At 59.5% G+C, this 16187-nt stretch carries 15 protein-coding genes; 10 read left to right on the top strand and 5 right to left on the bottom strand.

Translation table 11 applies throughout. The annotated features are described in order from the left end of the window. Nucleotides 1-6 precede the first annotated feature (6 nt). Nucleotides 7-645, top strand: a complete 639-nt coding sequence (locus tag NL528_RS06750; RefSeq protein ID WP_309181916.1) for an XRE family transcriptional regulator — start codon at nt 7-9, stop codon at nt 643-645. A 526-nt stretch (nt 646-1171) separates the two neighbouring features. After that, the gene (locus tag NL528_RS06745; RefSeq protein WP_309181915.1) at nt 1172-1636 is read left to right on the top strand and encodes a GNAT family N-acetyltransferase; all 465 of its coding nucleotides are present in this window, start codon (nt 1172-1174) and stop codon (nt 1634-1636) included. Nucleotides 1637-1895: 259 nt separating this feature from the next. On the opposite strand, the gene NL528_RS06740 is transcribed toward NL528_RS06745, so the two are convergent. Next, entirely contained in the window at nt 1896-2771 is an 876-nt protein-coding gene (locus tag NL528_RS06740; RefSeq protein ID WP_309181914.1) for an alpha/beta hydrolase, read from the bottom strand. A 153-nt stretch (nt 2772-2924) separates the two neighbouring features. Next, nucleotides 2925-3326, bottom strand: a complete 402-nt coding sequence (locus tag NL528_RS06735; RefSeq protein WP_309181913.1) for a hypothetical protein — start codon at nt 3324-3326, stop codon at nt 2925-2927. Between the two features lie 1502 nt (nt 3327-4828). Here NL528_RS06735 and NL528_RS06730 point away from each other — a divergent pair. The 7 genes from NL528_RS06730 to NL528_RS06700 all read left to right on the top strand — a co-directional run bounded on the left by NL528_RS06730 (nt 4829) and on the right by NL528_RS06700 (nt 10764). Then, nucleotides 4829-6268 carry a TIGR00366 family protein gene (locus tag NL528_RS06730; protein WP_309184818.1) on the top strand — a complete coding sequence of 480 codons (1440 nt, stop codon included), beginning with the start codon at nt 4829-4831 and terminating at the stop codon, nt 6266-6268. A gap of 275 nt (nt 6269-6543) precedes the next feature. Continuing rightward, nucleotides 6544-6708: a hypothetical protein gene (locus tag NL528_RS06725; RefSeq protein ID WP_309181912.1), complete on the top strand. Its 165-nt coding sequence runs from the start codon at nt 6544-6546 to the stop codon at nt 6706-6708. A gap of 202 nt (nt 6709-6910) precedes the next feature. Beyond that, nucleotides 6911-7243, top strand: a complete 333-nt coding sequence (locus NL528_RS06720; RefSeq protein WP_309181911.1) for a hypothetical protein — start codon at nt 6911-6913, stop codon at nt 7241-7243. Nucleotides 7244-7248: 5 nt separating this feature from the next. Beyond that, on the top strand, nt 7249-9060 hold the full coding sequence (locus tag NL528_RS06715) for a DNA polymerase (protein ID WP_309181910.1): 1812 nt from the start codon (nt 7249-7251) through the stop codon (nt 9058-9060). Continuing rightward, nucleotides 9057-9428 (top strand): hypothetical protein, encoded by a 372-nt coding sequence (locus NL528_RS06710; RefSeq protein WP_309181909.1) that lies wholly within the window; start codon nt 9057-9059, stop codon nt 9426-9428. Before NL528_RS06715 ends, NL528_RS06710 begins: the two co-directional genes overlap by 4 nt. Nucleotides 9429-9565: 137 nt before the next feature. Further along, entirely contained in the window at nt 9566-9775 is a 210-nt protein-coding gene (locus tag NL528_RS06705; RefSeq protein ID WP_309181908.1) for a hypothetical protein, read from the top strand. Nucleotides 9776-9954: 179 nt separating this feature from the next. After that, nucleotides 9955-10764, top strand: a complete 810-nt coding sequence (locus NL528_RS06700) for a hypothetical protein (RefSeq protein WP_309181907.1) — start codon at nt 9955-9957, stop codon at nt 10762-10764. Nucleotides 10765-10814: 50 nt separating this feature from the next. Here the strand turns inward: NL528_RS06700 and NL528_RS06695 are convergent, their stop codons facing one another. The 3 genes from NL528_RS06695 to NL528_RS06685 all read right to left on the bottom strand — a co-directional run bounded on the left by NL528_RS06695 (nt 10815) and on the right by NL528_RS06685 (nt 13600). After that, nucleotides 10815-11852: an amidase family protein gene (locus tag NL528_RS06695; RefSeq protein WP_309181906.1), complete on the bottom strand. Its 1038-nt coding sequence runs from the start codon at nt 11850-11852 to the stop codon at nt 10815-10817. 151 nt (nt 11853-12003) lie between these two features. Further along, entirely contained in the window at nt 12004-13239 is a 1236-nt protein-coding gene (locus NL528_RS06690; protein ID WP_309181905.1) for an IS701 family transposase, read from the bottom strand. After that, entirely contained in the window at nt 13202-13600 is a 399-nt protein-coding gene (locus NL528_RS06685; RefSeq protein ID WP_375143988.1) for an amidase family protein, read from the bottom strand. Before NL528_RS06685 ends, NL528_RS06690 begins: the two co-directional genes overlap by 38 nt. Before the next feature lie 579 nt (nt 13601-14179). Here NL528_RS06685 and NL528_RS06680 point away from each other — a divergent pair. Next, nucleotides 14180-15946: an AAA family ATPase gene (locus tag NL528_RS06680; RefSeq protein WP_309181904.1), complete on the top strand. Its 1767-nt coding sequence runs from the start codon at nt 14180-14182 to the stop codon at nt 15944-15946. The last annotated feature ends 241 nt before the right edge of the window (nt 15947-16187 follow it).

The following is a 16187-nucleotide window of genomic DNA, read 5'->3' as shown; positions in this document are numbered from 1 at the left end:
AAGCGGATGACGTCCACTAAGTTAGATAGCCTCGATCAACGTATTGGAGCGCGCGTCCGTATTGAGCGGGAAGTGCGAGGATGGTCACTGACCGAACTCGCCAAGAGGTCCGGTGTCTCAAGGGCAATGATCCACAAAATCGAAAGAGGCGATAGTAGCCCGACTGCAATGCTGCTTGCACGATTGTCTGGCGCGTTCGAGATCAGCATGTCCACGCTCATGGTACGAGCTGAAATGCAGGAGGGGATGCTGCTCCGCAAGGAACAGCAGCCCCTCTGGATCGACCCGGTGACAGGATACGTCCGACGCCACGTTTCGCCTCGATCAGAGACGCCAATTGAGATCATCCACGTGGAGTTGCCCCCCGGTAAAGAAGCCTCCTTTCCAGCCTCGTCCTACACGAACCGAAAGCATCTCGTCTGGGTTCTCCACGGCTCGCTTGTCTTTGTGGAGGGTAGCGTCCGGCACGACATGAATGAGGGGGATTGCCTTGAGCTCGGGCCACCCAACGACTGCACCTTCAGGAATGAAAGCGTTGAAGCTTGCCGCTATTCCGTGACCGTACTGCGCCAGACTTGCACAGGCTTTCCAGCCGCTCGAACAGCGTTTCCATCGCGCGTGCGCGGACGGTCTCGGGATCGCTGACGATGGACTTGCGATCGGACATACTTCGAAGCTGCCTCGTTGACTTCCATTGTAGCAAGAGACCCGATGATTTCACAGCCCGTCATTGCGAGCCAACGGGTCGCGCGAATGCGCGCCCGATGACAGGCTCCGCGAAGCAATCCATGTCGCCGCAAAGAAAGAATGGATTGCTTCCGCTTTCGCTCGTTGAGCCACGGCGGACAAGTCGTCGCGGAGTTTATCATCGGGCCCGCCGGAGGCGGGACCCGGTGGCTCCTCGCAATGACGTGGGACCAGGCGAGCCTTCACGATCCCGCGGCGCGATGCGCCCGAGTCTTGCATGATCCGTTCCCTCGAAAATCAGAGGGCGCAGGAAACGCCGGGTGCCCTAAGCACCCGCGGCCCCTGTGCATTGGTAGTGAGCACAGGGTAGTCACCACAGGTACCCGGAACACCCGGCGCTTCCTGCGCAATGGTTTTACAAAGATGGGCTTGACAGAAAATCACTGATTTGCCCGTCGGGCACCTTTTCCACTAAGGTCGCCCGATGGACATGCTCGTGAAGCTCTATGCTCTGCCCGATTCCCGGCCTGCATACGATCGATTGCTTAAGGCCGGAATCGTCATGCGGCGCGCGCTCGCCCCCGAAAAGCACAAGGTCACAGCCTGGGTGCGGCAGGCATTTAGCGAGGCATGGGCCAGCGAAGCCGAGGTCGCCTTCAGCCGCCAGCCGGTCTCCTGCTTCATCGCGGTCCAGCAAAAGAAGATCGTGGGATTCGCCTGCCATGATGCGACCTGTCCCAACTTCTTCGGTCCCACCGGCGTCGACCCGAAGGCGCAAAAAAGCGGAATTGGAAAAGCCCTGCTGTTCGCCTGCCTCGAGGACATGAGGCAACAGGGCTTTGGCTACGCCATCATCGGCGGCGTGGGACCGGCGGAGTTTTATTCGAAAGCGGTCGGCGCAGTGGCGATCGAGGGATCGGAGCCCGGGATTTATCGGGGGCTGCTGTAGGTCCGTAGGGCGGATTGAGCCGACTGCGTCCGCCGCAGCTCATCGAGCGAAGGCGGAAGGCGCAATCCGCCAAGTCGGCGGCTTCAATGGCGGATTACGCTAACGCCGGCCACTTCCGGTTTTCCCCTAACTTCGGACAAATCGCTGCACCGCACTAAGTGACGCCATGTGCCAGAAGCGGACGTTGCCATGTCGGTCCATCGATCTGCCGTGAGCACAACAGACCAACGCTTCGGCTCAAGGTGCAGCAGCTGGCGGCTCATCGGAAAGCGTCACGAACCTCATCGATGGCCAGCATTGGATTCTGCAGATGGGGGAAGTGCCCTATGCCCGGAAGAAGAGTCAGTTTCGCGCGCACTCGTTCGGCGAACTCTACTCCCATCTCCTTGTTGATGTAGAGGTCTTTCTCGCCCCAAACGACCTTCACGGGCGTCTTGAGCCGGGCAAGTTGCGATTCGAAGTGATCCTGGTCTCGCGTAAAGTGCGAGTAGTAGTGGGAGAACGCGTCTGCCGACGTCATCGCTCCCTGGGTCCATCCTCGGAACATGTCGTCCTTGAACTCACGCGCAACTTCAAAATGCTCTTCCTCGGGCAAACCTCTCGTGAAGGTGTTCTGCAGGATCTCGTCGCGATTGCTGTTCAGGTTGGCGCGGACCTGATCCATCGCAGGTCCCTCCTTCAAGCTTTGCAGGCTCGCGTACATGAATTGGGGCCTGTTGAACGGGGCGAAATCGCCCACGATGATCGTCCTTGCTATATCGGGTCTTTCCACGGCCAGCAGGAGCGTAGGCAGCGCGCCGATATCGGTTGCGTAGATCGTCAGCTTCGATGTGTCGATCCCTGCCTTGCCGATGTATCGATCCAGAATTCGCGCGTAGTCTTTGGGCGCATAGGAAAACCTGTCGACCGTTGGCCTCGATGAGAGGCCATAACCCGGCCAGTCGAAAGCGTGGACCTCGTACTCATCGGCCAGAGCCTTGGCGATGGCCTTCCAGACGTACAAGGTCTCCGGAAACCCATGCAGGAAGAGAACGGTCCCCTTTGGGCTCGAGTTGCGCATAACCATGCGCCTGAGCGTGATATCTTGGTCGATCTCGAAGAAATCGATCGCGTCGTCGTTCACCGGCTGTGACATGATGTCTATCCTTTCGACGTTGTTACACCCGGCTCGGCAGTCAGCGCGGCGACCGTCGCGGCGACTGCGTCATCGATGTGAACGATTGCCATCATACAGTGCGACTGAACACCTAACGCCCGCGCATGACGTCCAAGTAAGGCCCTGCATATCTCAAGGTTTCGGCTGCATGCCCTGCAAAAAGCGAAGCGGGTTGAGCGGGCCAATGGGGATCAGTTCGAAGCTCATCATATGTGCTTTACCCAAAGGCAGCTTTTCGAGCATTTCGTGAGCGACGGCCGGATCGGTGACGTTGATGATGAACGCCACGCCCGGCTTTCCCTGTAGCGAGTACCACTGCTCGATCTTGCCATCGAGGTAGAGGTCGACAGTTTCCCGAACTTCCTCCGGTAGGACAGCAAACACCTGCGATTGTTCAAAACCAGGATTGATGGTCCCGATGGCGAGAATTTTGGTCGTCGGCGTCGTTTTCATAGCGGCTCCTTGTGCGTTTGCCGAATTGAAGCCGACAAGGCAGCCAATAAGTGCCAATGCGGCGGCAGAAACGAATTTCATGTTATCTCCCCTCTGTGTGTCGCTCAGGCGACCGGGTGAACCCGTTGGGAGAGCATCGCCTGCAAGGCAGGCCGGTTCTGCCTTCGCTTTCGCGTGCAACGCCTTCTGCAGTTTCTGAACAGTTTTCGGAGTTGATAGGTTGCCCAATCTCCAAATCCCTCAGCACTTGTTGCGTCTGTTTTGAACTGAGGTCCCTTCCCTCCACCGGCATTACCCGGCTTCAGCGGTACTACGAACCTCTCCCTCTGCCCCCAACAACGGACATAGGGCGGCCACGGCGGCATGACCGAAAAGTGCCACGACCGGACTCATGTGCCGCAGCAACTAGCGATACTATTCGATCATCTCGTCGGCGCGCGCAAGAAGTGTTGGCGGGATTGTAATGCCTAGCGATCATCGCACCGCCCCAATGCCGACCGCACCCATCCAAAACCAATTCCGCCTCAAGCGCGGAAAGCAGCATGTGCTTCCCGCGCGGATGACGACCGTCACTTCACAGGCGGAATGAACCGCGATTGCAATGGGCCGATCTCTTGGCAGTCAACAGCGACGCCGAGCGCTGTCTCACTAAGGCGTCCGTCCAGACGCTTGGTAGCGTCGGCACATTGCGGCCAGTCAGAACCGCTGCGGCCGATGCGGCTCACAAGAACCTCAATACTCGAAAGCAACGCTCGCAACTCTCAGCGGAGCCTCAGAGATCGATGCCAGGGTTGCCCCTGAAAGCGGACATTGCTCGATACAGTCGGCACGTCTCAAAGGTGCCACAAGCGGACATGACAGCCGCTGTGGCGCCAGGCTTCATTTCGGAAGGCATTCCACTTGATGACCTGCTTCGGGTCAGCCTTACCTATGCACTTCAAGTCTTCTAACCCACTTCTTAATTTGGCTCCCGCCTCCTTCAAACTGCCTTCAAGTGCCAACTTGGCCGCCCTGCATCGCTCTTCATTCGAGAACTCCTGAAACACTACGGTCGGAAGAAGCCTCCATTCCGCCCTGTCGTTAGTGGCGGCGGGCTGACTGAGTATGAGAACACGTACATCAAGACCCACATCGGCATGCTCCACTGTGATGCGACGACAGGCAGGGCCTCGCGGAGGAGCGGCGCGCGGATTCCGAACGGCCGCGGCGCTTCTTGATGGTAGGGATCGAGTGGCCGGGGCCGCCGAGGGGTGCGGTGCGCCAAGGGCTAGACTGCGGCCCCGCGCGGCCAGCCTGGCATCCGAAGGCAGAAGACAACGTTGATCTATGTCAACATCATCCATCCGAGGGAGCCGACGCTCTCCGCGACTTTTTGCGACTACGCTGTTGCGCCTGCGACTTTTCAGGAGGGCCGAGCATGACGCGGCACCCTTTCGGGCAGGAACGGTGAACTCACCCCGTCAATCGCATTGGAGTTCGCCAAATTATCGGATCAAACTGGATCGCCAAACTGACATTTCGAGAGCACCCTGATCATAAGCAGTTCGCGCGTGAGGTCTTGGGAGGATTTCGCAATGACAACAATGCCAGCCGCATCTTCCGGTGGTCCAGCCGAGCAAGAAGGTGCACTGGTTCGGATCGCAATCGGCTTCACCGCGTGGGCGGAGCGCTGGTTTCCCGACGCCTTTATTTTTGTCGCCATTGCCGTCGTGGTGGTCGCGCTCGCAGCACTGATAAACGGGGCTTCGCCGCTCGCTGTTAGTGTAGCCTTCGGCAACGGCTTTTGGAGTCTGATCACCTTCACCATGCAAATGGCCTTCGTTGCTATCGGTGGATACGTGGTCGCTACCTCCGCCCCAGCGCGGCGCCTTATCGGCTGGCTTGCTGACTTGCCCAGCACCGGCACCGGTGCCGTGGGCCTCGTCGCCATCGTGAGCATATTGGCCTCGTTGCTTAACTGGGGGCTCAGCCTGATCCTTGGTGGACTGTTGGTGCTTGCGCTTGCGGCGCGCCGCGAATTGCGGATGGATTACCGCGCGGCAGCGGCTGCGGCGTATCTGGGGCTCGGTGCGACTTGGGCGATGGGGCTGTCTTCGTCGGCAGCACAGTTGCAGGCAAATCCTGCAAGCTTGCCGAAGAGCCTATTATCGATCACCGGCGTTATTCCGTTTTCCGAGACGATCTTTCTGTGGCAATCGATGGTGATTACTGCTGCGCTTCTCGTGATTTCCGTCGTCATTGCGGTTCGGTCGGCCCCCGGACCCAACACCGCGGTCACCGCCGAAGCAATGGGGATCGATGCCTCACGCGAAGACGCGATTGTCGTGGCGCCGCCCAGGCAGCCTGGGGAATGGCTCGAACATTCACCCATCCTTACTATTCTGCTCGCGCTCCTCGCGCTTGGCTGGGTGATCAACGAATTCTCTCGCCAAGACTGGATGATCGCAATTTCTAGCCTCAATACCTACAACTTCATGTTTATCATGCTCGGACTTCTCCTCCATTGGCGGCCGAAGCGATTTTTGGCGGCGGTTGTCAAGTCGGTACCGGCGACGTCCGGCGTGCTGATCCAGTTCCCGTTCTACGGCGCAATCGCCGCCATCCTGACCCAAGCGAAGAATGGTGCAGGCGTAACCGTTTCCGATCAGATCACCCATGCCTTCGTAAGCATGTCTACCCAGCATCTCTATCCGTTGGTGATCGGAATTTATTCGGCGGTCTTGGGTTTCTTCATCCCGTCCGGGGGCGGGAAGTGGCTGCTCGAAGCGCCCTATGTCATGCAGGCGGCCACCGACCTCAAAGTGCACCTCGGCTGGGCTGTGCAGGTGTACAATGCCGCGGAAGCATTGCCCAATCTCATCAACCCGTTCTGGATGCTGCCGCTCCTCGGCGTTCTAGGTCTGCGCGCTCGTGACGTCGTGGGTTTCACGTTCCTGCAATTACTCGTGCATCTGCCGGTCGTGCTGTTCTTGCTGTGGGCGCTGGCCTACACGCTCGAATATCATCCGCCGGTGATGCCATGAGAAACGTCCCGACACTTCCGAAAGCTCGGAAGAGTTTAGTTCGCTAAATTCACGCCCGCCGCAAGCCATAGCTGGCTCCGATGGCAGCACGCGAAACCATGCCATTGCGGCATTTCCGGCCTGCTTCGTGCTGCTTGGAAAACGGCCTCATCACCGACCGAGAATTGTTTGGTGGGGATCATCCGCCAGGGCGGGCTCGTCGAGTGTGATCGGGCGCACATCCGGTCCGACGAGGGTGGGGTAAGGAAGGTCCATCAGTGATGGAGGAGATCCCCATGACCAAGCAGAAGCAGAACCAGAACCGCCAAACCAGCAGAGCAGAACTTAGCCTGGACGAACTCGAATCCGTTTCAGGCGGCGCCATCACCTGCCGCAAGGCAGGTCGAGATCAACAGGAATACCTGACGTACAAGCTCGATACGCTGTTGGTGAGCGGCTAATGCCGCATTGGAGCTCGCGTAACGGGCCTGTGTTCAGGGCTCATGGGGAATCCGCCAATTCGGCGGCCTCTAGCGGCGGATTACGCTACGCTAACCCTGTCAAGCGGCATTTTTGGTAGCCTTTACAGATATCTAGGGCAACGGCGCACAGGGCCGAGCTAACCGGGAGCTAACATTGCAGTTTTTCGGCTAAAGTTAGCCGATGAAGGCGAAAGCGAAGAAGCGCAAGGAGCCGGACGCCCGCTATGAGGCTTTTCGCGCCCAATGGGAGCGGGCGAACCCTTGGAACATGACGGCTGTGCAGGCTTGCCTGATGGGCCGGACGCAGTGGGTTCAAGTCGAGAGCCGGAAGGCGGACGGCGCCGAAGGCTACAAGATCGACCACGCCCGCGATCCTGACGCCTTTCCCGCGCCGAATTGGCCGAAGCGCACGCTCAATGACCTCGTGACGGTGACATTCAACGGCCGCATGATTGATCGGCATGATCACCCGGCGCTCCTGCGGCTGGTCGGTGCGAAACAGAACTTGACCTGATCTTTATGAGGACCAAGTTCAAAAATATCGTCGTGTGCGATTTCGAATACGAAGTCGCGCCCGGCGATCTACCTAATCCGCTCTGCATGGTGGCCTACGTGCTGGATGAAAACTGCCAGCACGTTCGCACCATTCGCTTGTGGCGCGGCGAGTTCGGCTATGCGCCGCCGTTCGACATCGGGTCCGACACGCTGGTGGTCGCCTACAGCGCGTGGGCCGAGATGACCTGCTTCAAGGTGCTCGGCTGGAACTTTCCCAAATACATCTTTGATCAGCACACCGCCTATCTCGCGGCCAGCAACATCTTGTTGCCGTACAGCCCTGACGAGGCGCGCATCAAGCCGCGCAAGCGGCTGTCGGATGCCTGCCGCATGTACGGCATTGAAGGCTGGGAAGGCATCGATAAGGGCGACATATCCGAGAGCATCGGCAACGGGACGTGGCGCGAGAAATACATTGAGCAGGAGGTTTTCGATTACTGCGAAGAAGACGTTCGCGCGAGCAAGCGCCTCTTACGCGCCCAACTGCGCGGAACCGACTATTACGAGCCCGCCAGCGTGCCGAAGGTGTTGCACTGGTCCGAGTACAGCGCGAAGGCTATTGCCCTGATCCAGGCGCGCGGCATGCCGATCGACATGGTTTTGTGGAACCTCGTGCAGGAGAACAAGGCCGACGTGATAGCCGACCTGATCCGTCGCTTCGACCCGAGCCATGGCAGCCCGCACCGGATCTTCTCGGATGAAGGTGAGTGGGAATACGTCCGGTTTGCGGAATGGCTGGCCTATGCCGGCGTCCCCGCTTGGCCCCGGCTCGAGAGCGGACAACTCGACGTTTCAGCCGACGCTTTCGGTCTGATGAGCCATGTGCCAGGCATTGAAGGCCTGTACGCGTTGCGCGACAGCCTCGGTTTCATCAGCAAAGCGCGGCTTCCGATCGGCCGCGATGGTCGAAATCGGCCGTCGCTGTTTCCATTCGGTACGTCGACCGGCCGCAATGCGCATGCGAAGAGTCCGTATAATGCGCATGCCGGCATGCGGTCGTTCATGCGATTCCCGGCCGGCTCGGTAGGCTTCTATCTCGACTGGCGCAGCCAGGAAGTCGGCATCGCTGCCGCTCGATCCGATGATCCGATGTTGAAGGCCGACTATCTGGCCGGCGATATCTATCACGCCCTCGCCGTCATGTGCGGCCTCGCCGATGATCCTGATCCTGTGCGCTGGAAGAAGGCAAACCGCGCGGTGCGGGATCGGATGAAGCCATTGCAACTCGGCATCAACTACGGCATGGGCGTGCCGTCTCTGGCCCGCGGTCTCAATCGTCACCCGCTGATCGCGAGCGAAATCATCCAGCTGCACAAGCGAAGGTATCCGCGCTTTTGGCGGTGGCGTGCCGACACCGTGACGGCAGCCATGCTCGATAGGCGGATCGAGAGCGAATTCGGCTGGCCATTGCGGATCTCGCACAGCCCGAACCGGCGCACGCTCTACAATTTTCCGATGCAAAGCGGTGGCGCTGAAATGCTGCGGCTTGCCACGGTGCGTCTGGTGGAAGCCGGCATCGTGCCGATCATGCTCATTCACGACGGCATCCTGTTTGAGGATACTGGGCCGGAGAAGATCGAACATGCGATCGAGATCATGAGCAAAGCCGGCCGGGAAGTTTGCGGCGGGCTTGAGATCGGCGTTGAACTGGACAAGCGGATCGACGGCGGCGAGCGGTATGTCGACAGCCGGCCAATGGCGCTGAAGATGTGGTCGACCATCATGAACACGGTCGAAGCCATCGGCGCGTTGCCGAAGAAACGGGGCGTTGCGTGAGCGGAAAACAGCGATACGCGTACAGCCCGGGCCTCGGCGAGCACATCCCCGTCGAAGAGGTTGAGCTCGACCAACAAGCGCGCAGGAGGAAGCGGCCGGAGTTCACCGCGATACCGTTGGTGTGGGCCACCAACATGGCGAAGGCGGCCGGAATTCCCGGTGCTGCGGTCCTGGTGCTGTTGCACTACATGGCATGGAAAGCGCGAAGCCCAACCTTCCCGCTCTCGAATGCACTGCTGACAAAATACGGCATTGACCGCAAGGTGAAATACCGGGTGCTGGCGCACCTGGAGGCAGCCGGCCAGATCAAGGTCGAGCGACGCGGACCCAAGAAAGCGCCGATCGTGACGTTGCTCACCCCACCGTGATTTGTCTCTTAAACGGCCATGCACTGTCCCTTAAACGGTCATGTGATCGTCCCTTAGACGGACATCAGGTCCTGTGTTCTCTTATATTGATCTCTTGTCTTAGTAGTATTGGTATTAGAAATGGGAACGTGGAACCAATGGCTCCTGTTCGATTGATTGACGAGGCCTTCAGTCGCCAGAAAATCTTGCCGGAGGAGGAGCGACGCAATCGAAATCCCCCGCCGCTATTTGATGGCAGCTTCCGCTGGTTTCGGTCACCAAACATCATCGATCTCTGGCACTACCGCAGTGAGGAAGAGAAGCGACGCATCGTCGATCTGATCTGGCGTCGACGTCTGGGACTGTAGTGCTATAGTCTACGCTGCAGCACCGAGAGGAGGCCTCGATGTCCGGCAAATCGCGCTACGGTGGCGTTATAAGCAACGCCACCAGGTATGACACCGCGGCCAAGGATAGCCCAAATGCCGCCGCTACGATCTCGACCGAGGCCATTCAGGCCTCATGGGCGCAGTATGTACAGAACCTTGTGAGCGAGCAGATCGCAGCGATTCATGATGGCGTCATCGGGGGAGTTGGCGAGGCCATCAACGAGCAGCTCGACCGCTTGTTTGATGAAGCCGACAAATATCTTCGACGCGCATTGGACGGTAATTCGGCGAAGTTGGAAGCGGCGCTGGCCGACATCCGCGCGGCCAAGGTAGAAATGCGTGAAGAAATCCGCACCGAGCTTCGTGCTGAACTGCGCGCCGAGATCACAGACCGAGTGGCGCTGATCAATCAGCCCGCCGATGGCACGGCGGGTCCGCGCGGCGAAAAAGGCGAGCCCGGTTCGCTGCCGATGGTCGAGTCGTACAACGCCGGCCGCGTCTATTATCGCGGCAACGTGGTTACCGATCAGACCGGCAGCTATCAGGCCAAACGTGACACCGCGACAGCACCCTGTCCGGAGAGTGAAGACTGGACCTGCTTGGCGCGATCCGGCGCAGATGGCAAGGACGGTCGTACATTCCGGCCTCGCGGCACCTATGATCCCTCAAAAGACTACAAGCGGCTGGACATCACCATGCTCAATGGGTCCAGCTTTGTCGCGCTGCGTGACGATCCCGGCCCATGCCCGGGCGAGAACTGGCAGCTGGTCGCTTCCGCCGGCAAGCGCGGGCAACAAGGTCCGAAGGGCGAGCGCGGCCCGACAGGGCCACTCGCGAGTGCGCCTCGCATCGCCAGCACCGATATCGATGCCGGGTACAATCTCAATCTCCTTTACACGGACGGCTCTAGTGAGACCATTCCGCTCCGTGCGGCGTTCGAGCAATTCTTTTCGGAGACAGGCGCATGAAGGAAGCAATCCAACCGTTTCACCGCGACGACTTGAAACGCGTCAGAGAATTAACTTATCTCCGCGCATCCACTGAGGCTTACTTCCTGCTTGGCGTCAAAGGCTGGAGATTCGACGGCGCCACGTTTAACCTCCCGCCCCGCGATATGGAAGCTCGCCTGCTGTTCGATCAAAGGTGCCGTGCAGGGCGTCGTTGGCTGCAGGATGGCCTCCGCCCCGTGGCCAACGAACGCCTGATCGAGCCGGCGCTGGATTTCAGCGCGGCTCACGACGAGCGCCGTCTGATACGCCTCTGCTGAGATAGCACCTCCGCCTCCCGGTAGGACCATGTGCCCCCACACCTCCCGAAGCTCGGGCTTGATGCCCTCGTAGATCGCCTCGAATGTGGTTGGGATATCGTAGCCGCGAAGAAACTCCGAGATCGCGCCCATTGTCTCATGGAAGAAAATGCTCCAGGTCGCGGTCTGAGTGAGGGCACCGAAGTCGTCGCCCAGGTCCACCTCCACGACCTCGGCGCCGGCTTCCCGCAGCTGCCGCACCACCTCGCGGAAACGGGCCTCGACCTCTGGATCGACCAGGTCGAGAAATTGCCGCGGCGCGTAGGCCAGCCGCCTCCGCTTCACGTCGTATCCGCGCCCGGATGGCTCCACGGCCCTTTCACCGGTCACCACCTGATCCATAAGAGCGCAATCCTCAACGCTGCGGGCGAACACGCCCGTTGTGTCGAGGGTATGCGAGATCGGCGCGACGCCATTGCGCGGCCATCGCCCAGTCGTAGGCTTGAATCCCACCACGCCACAGAGCGATGCGGGCACCCGAATCGATCCGACGGTATCGCCTCCCAGCGACGCGGGCACGATGTTGGCGGCGACGGATGCAGCGGAGCCGCTCGAGGAGCCGCCCGAAACGCGATCGCGGGCGAGCGGATTCTTCACCTGGCCATAGCGGGCATTGTGACCGGTCAACCCGTAGGACATCTCGACGAGGTTGTTCTTGCCGAAGACCAGAGCGCCCGCACCCTTGATGGCGCGGACAGCGTCCGCGTCTTCCCGCGGCACGAAGTGAGCGAGACCGTCGAGACCTAGCATTACAGTTGCCGTTTTGATTTGAAGTGAGCGCGCTGAGCAGCGGCTTGGTGAGCTCGGCGCCAGAGTGACCATGCGATGATGTGTGCGGGTTGGATGCGCTTTCGCGCGAGCCTGATAGCGATACGGCGAACTTCCTGGATTGACCAACGGATCAACGGCGGGATAGCGATGCTTTTGTTTTTGCCGTAGTTCGGCGTTGCGTTTTTTTTGGCGGCGGTGGATTGGCGCGATGGCGGATCACCGCCATCATGGCGAAGGCGAGCATCACCAGGGAAACGTGGCGGTGCCAGCCATGCCAGGATCTGCTCTCGTTGTCATCGAGACCAAACTCGTTCTTCGCAGTCTCAAAGCTGTCCTCGATCGCCCACCGATGGCCTTCGACCGTCACCAGCGTTTCGATCGATGTTGCCGTTGGGCACCAGGTGGTGAAGAAGGCGAGATCGCTATCGGCGATGCGACGACGGATCAGCAGACCTCGCGTCCAAAGACCGTGATTTGCGCTGTAAAATTCTTCAACCTCGAGATCAGCCAATTCGAGATAGCACCAATCATACAGCCGCGGTCCTTTGGTTCCGGCCCCTGCCGAGAGGCGTTTCCAGTCGGACGCGCGCAGCGTTTGGGCGATGTCGGCGGCCGTGCCGGCAACGGATCGCCGCTTGCCCCAGGATTGAAATACATGAGCGCTGCTGACCCCGAGTACATAGCCCTTGCCTGCGCGACGCAACTGCTGCTCAATATCGCCAACACCGTAGACAGTATCGCCAGCAACCCATTTGAACGGGACAGACGCGGCTATGGCGCGTGCGATCATTCGCGTCGCAAGCTTTGGTTTGGTCGCAAAGCCGGCATCGGGGGGCACGTATGCGGCTTCGAGGCGACCTGGATCGTCGGTCCATTCCTTTGGAAGATACAGTGCGCGATCGATGAAGGCATGACCGTGGCGCGAAACGTAGGCAGCGAAGACGCCGATCTGGCAGTTCGTGATCTTGCCTGCGGAACCAGTGTATTGCCGCGCCACTCCGCACGACGCCTTGCCCTGCTTGAGAAAGCCGGTCTCGTCGATCACGAGGACCGCGTCGTCATCCGCCAAATGTTCGATGACATAATCGCGAACGATATCGCGCAGGCCGTCAGCATCCCAATCCCTGCGACCCAGGATCGCCTGTTGCCGCCAAGGGCCGGGATCGCCAGCCGCTTCCGCTCGCATCCAACCGGTTTTGCGTTGCTCATCCCCGAGCAGACTCTCGAGAAACAAGCCTGCATTCCTCGCAACACGATTTTGATTGAATAACGGACGTATCCGTTTCTTGATCTCACGAAGCGACGCCGCCCACAGCGCAAGCGTCTCTTCAATTGACGCTGCCTGCGTCCACGATCTGCGAATCATGGTTGCCCATGGATTCAGAAATCGAGAGAGAAGGCAACTGTAGTACTAGGCTCGTAGGCAGCCCTTTCGTCAAATAGCTGTCCTTCACCCCGAGCGGCACGCCCAGGAGTGGGGCCGCCGACCCGGCCGCACGCGCTTTGTCCGCGTCCCTCGCGGCCGCGAGCACGGCGGCCTCGTCGATAGTGATGAAGGCATTGAGCTCGGCAAGCGCTCGGGCGCGCTGCAGAAGCGCCGTGGTGTAGGTCTCCGACGTGATGTCGCCGTTCCGAACTGCGGCTGCAACGGCTGCGAGCCCAAGCGAGGTGAGGTTCGTGGTTTCTCGCGATGCGGTGTGGCGTGAAGTGGCGGTCGTGTCGTCCATGGAATCCTCGCAAAGAGCTGAGACGCGGCATCTCACTGCCGCGAACGGCGGCGCAGCTCGATGCCATTACGATCATAATATTAAATTACGATCGTAATTCAATACAGATTCTCGCGGCGGCGCGGCGTCCCCGGACACATAAGCGTGAGGCGCCGACGATGCGGATTGATCGAGTCGGGCAATCAATCGTTTCGACGAACCACCTTCTTGGCATCGTCGTCATAGTGAGCGCAGGGCTTCTCAGTTTGCGGGACACGCCCTCTATTTGCTCGGGCATGCCGGCCGGCGGGACTGCTGGCCTACCTCACTCCGCCGCAATGGGTGACGACTGTCAGGCCGAGCACATGACTTCCGCTAGACTGTATGTCCCCCTCCACAAAATGAGGCGACTCTCCTCCTGCGCAAGACGGATAGGCTACCACGGTTTCCCTAGCTCTGGCGCGGCTATCGGCAGAAAGACCCGGCAACGAGCGACGCCCCTCAAGCCTGCTTTACAACTTGTACTTGATTTTAGTATTGATGCCTCCGAGCCCTTGGCGAATCAATCTAAGGGAGAAGAAAACTGGCTGGGGGGCGGCCGTGACAATCATCGAGAACATTCGTCTGCTCAAAGGCGCAGCCGTATTGGCGGAGCGTAAAGCGGTCACGCCGAGCCTTGATCTTAGGCGGTTCAATCTCTTCTACGGCTTCAACGGCTCAGGAAAGTCCACCCTTTCCCGTACATTCGCGGCACTTCAACACGGCAAGAAGCAGGACCGACTTCCCGAAGGGTGCACATTCGAGATCGAGATGTCTGATGGGACGAAATTCGGCTATCCCAAGGCGCTGACCGGCCTCGAGAAGCGCGTCTGTGTTTTCAACAACGACTTCATCGCCGAGAACTTCCGCTGGGAAACTGGCATGGCGAACCCTGTCTTTTATATCGGCGCTGACCAAGCGGAGGCGGCGGACCAGCTAAAGGCGCTTGAGGCGACCTTTCCGACCGCGCAAACGAAGCACGAGGGCGAGGCGAAGGTCTTTAGGGAGCGTGAAAAGGCGTTCAACGAGTTTAAGCGGCTTCTCGCGCGAACCGTCTCCGAACGTCTACGTCAGGCTGCCCGATACGAGGCACCGCAGTTCGTCGCAGACGTGGACAAGCTAGGTGCCTCGGCAGATGACAAGCTGAGCGATGCCGATCTCGACGCCGCCACTGCGACCTGCGCACGGTCCGAACCTCCTGCCAAGGTCAAACTCGTTGAAGTTCCGGTTTCCTCGCTGCTGGAGCTGATTGAGGCCGCCGTTGAGCTCGCTCCAAAATCCGTCGGGAGCATCGTCGTGGAGGGGCTCGACGTCCATCCGCAAATGGTCCCTTGGGTCAAGCAAGGCCACGAGTACCATGTTGGCCACGACTTGAAGTCGTGCCTGTATTGCGGCAAAGCGATTACCGATGAGCGCAAAAAGCTGCTCACCGAGGCTTTTGACGACAACTTTTCCAAGTTCATCACCGAACTGAACACTGCCGCACATCACGCGGGTGACTGCGTGGAAACTCTGGCTATCGCGAAGGCTGCCATACCGGCCGCCGCCCAACTATCAGCCGAATTTCAGCCGCCGTTTGAAACCGCCGCGTCTGCGTTCACCGCTGCGCTGGATAATGTCAGTCCCCTGTTGGTGACGGCATTAAAAGCATTTCGCGAACGTAAGGGCGCGCCAACTAGTCCGGTCACGATGGCGCTTCCACCGGCCGAAGAAGTGAGGGCTCGCATCAAGCTGCTCGATGAGAGCTGCAACGCGGTCAATGCGATCTGCAAGCAACACGCCGACATGGTCGACGGCTTCAACGAACATCAGAAAAAGGCCCGAGAAGCAATTCGCCAACACTTCGTGGCCACCAGTGCCGACGACTACGCGAAACACGTCAGCGAGATTTCCGACGCTACGGCGAAACAGGTTGCAGCTAAGGCGGCAGTCGAAAAGCTGGAAGGGGACATCGTCGCGCTGCGCGCAAAGGTCCAGCAGCACGGGGCCGCCGCCGACAAGATCAATGCGCTGGTCAAATCGTATCTCGGTCACGGCGAACTGACGATCGTCGCCGTTGCGGAGGGCTACGAGCTCCCGCATAATGGCAACTTAAGCGATAAGCTCAAAACACTTTGCGGGCGTCACAATGACTTGGACCGAGACCGCCTTAACGCGTTGGAGCGGCTTTCTCAGGTCGAGTCACATTCTGACAGTCTGGACGATTTGATCGCACAATCGTCGGTGACGGTGGAGGAGAGTCGGGACGCGAATGCAGCGCTGGTGCACCTCATGGAAGTGGTGGACCTAGCCCACCTCACCGACCTCCGAAAATACTGCAAACCGTAGCAGCTGCCATACAAGGGGAAAGAGCAACTTGGCCATAGCAGCAGCGCCGCAATGAACGCAATTATTCAGCTATTTCAAGCGTGCGGAAAATTCTCCGCTAACTTGCGGCCGCTAAAAGTGGAGCGGCCCCGCGCTCGCAAAAGCCACGACCTCCGGCTTTTGGACCTGCCCCCCGCGCCCACTGAACACGAACCATCCCGGCGCAAAGGAATTGGCCGCGAAAAAGTGGCGGAAACCGCCG

The organism is Bradyrhizobium sp. Ash2021 (assembly GCF_031202265.1).
Taxonomy (GTDB): Bacteria; Pseudomonadota; Alphaproteobacteria; order Rhizobiales; family Xanthobacteraceae; genus Bradyrhizobium.
This window is presented reverse-complemented; position numbering and strand designations above follow the sequence as displayed.

Excerpts from the sequence above, each read along its gene's own strand:
- NL528_RS06750 (WP_309181916.1), top strand. The coding sequence starts at position 7 with ATGACGTCCACTAAGTTAGATAGCCTCGATCAACGTATTGGAGCGCGC.
- NL528_RS06745 (WP_309181915.1), top strand. The coding sequence starts at position 1,172 with ATGGACATGCTCGTGAAGCTCTATGCTCTGCCCGATTCCCGGCCTGCA.
- NL528_RS06740 (WP_309181914.1), bottom strand. The coding sequence starts at position 2,771 with ATGTCACAGCCGGTGAACGACGACGCGATCGATTTCTTCGAGATCGAC.
- NL528_RS06735 (WP_309181913.1), bottom strand. The coding sequence starts at position 3,326 with ATGAAATTCGTTTCTGCCGCCGCATTGGCACTTATTGGCTGCCTTGTC.
- NL528_RS06730 (WP_309184818.1), top strand. The coding sequence starts at position 4,829 with ATGCCAGCCGCATCTTCCGGTGGTCCAGCCGAGCAAGAAGGTGCACTG.
- NL528_RS06725 (WP_309181912.1), top strand. The coding sequence starts at position 6,544 with ATGACCAAGCAGAAGCAGAACCAGAACCGCCAAACCAGCAGAGCAGAA.
- NL528_RS06720 (WP_309181911.1), top strand. The coding sequence starts at position 6,911 with ATGAAGGCGAAAGCGAAGAAGCGCAAGGAGCCGGACGCCCGCTATGAG.
- NL528_RS06715 (WP_309181910.1), top strand. The coding sequence starts at position 7,249 with ATGAGGACCAAGTTCAAAAATATCGTCGTGTGCGATTTCGAATACGAA.
- NL528_RS06705 (WP_309181908.1), top strand. The coding sequence starts at position 9,566 with ATGGCTCCTGTTCGATTGATTGACGAGGCCTTCAGTCGCCAGAAAATC.
- NL528_RS06695 (WP_309181906.1), bottom strand. The coding sequence starts at position 11,852 with ATGCTAGGTCTCGACGGTCTCGCTCACTTCGTGCCGCGGGAAGACGCG.
- NL528_RS06690 (WP_309181905.1), bottom strand. The coding sequence starts at position 13,239 with ATGATTCGCAGATCGTGGACGCAGGCAGCGTCAATTGAAGAGACGCTT.
- NL528_RS06685 (WP_375143988.1), bottom strand. The coding sequence starts at position 13,600 with ATGGACGACACGACCGCCACTTCACGCCACACCGCATCGCGAGAAACC.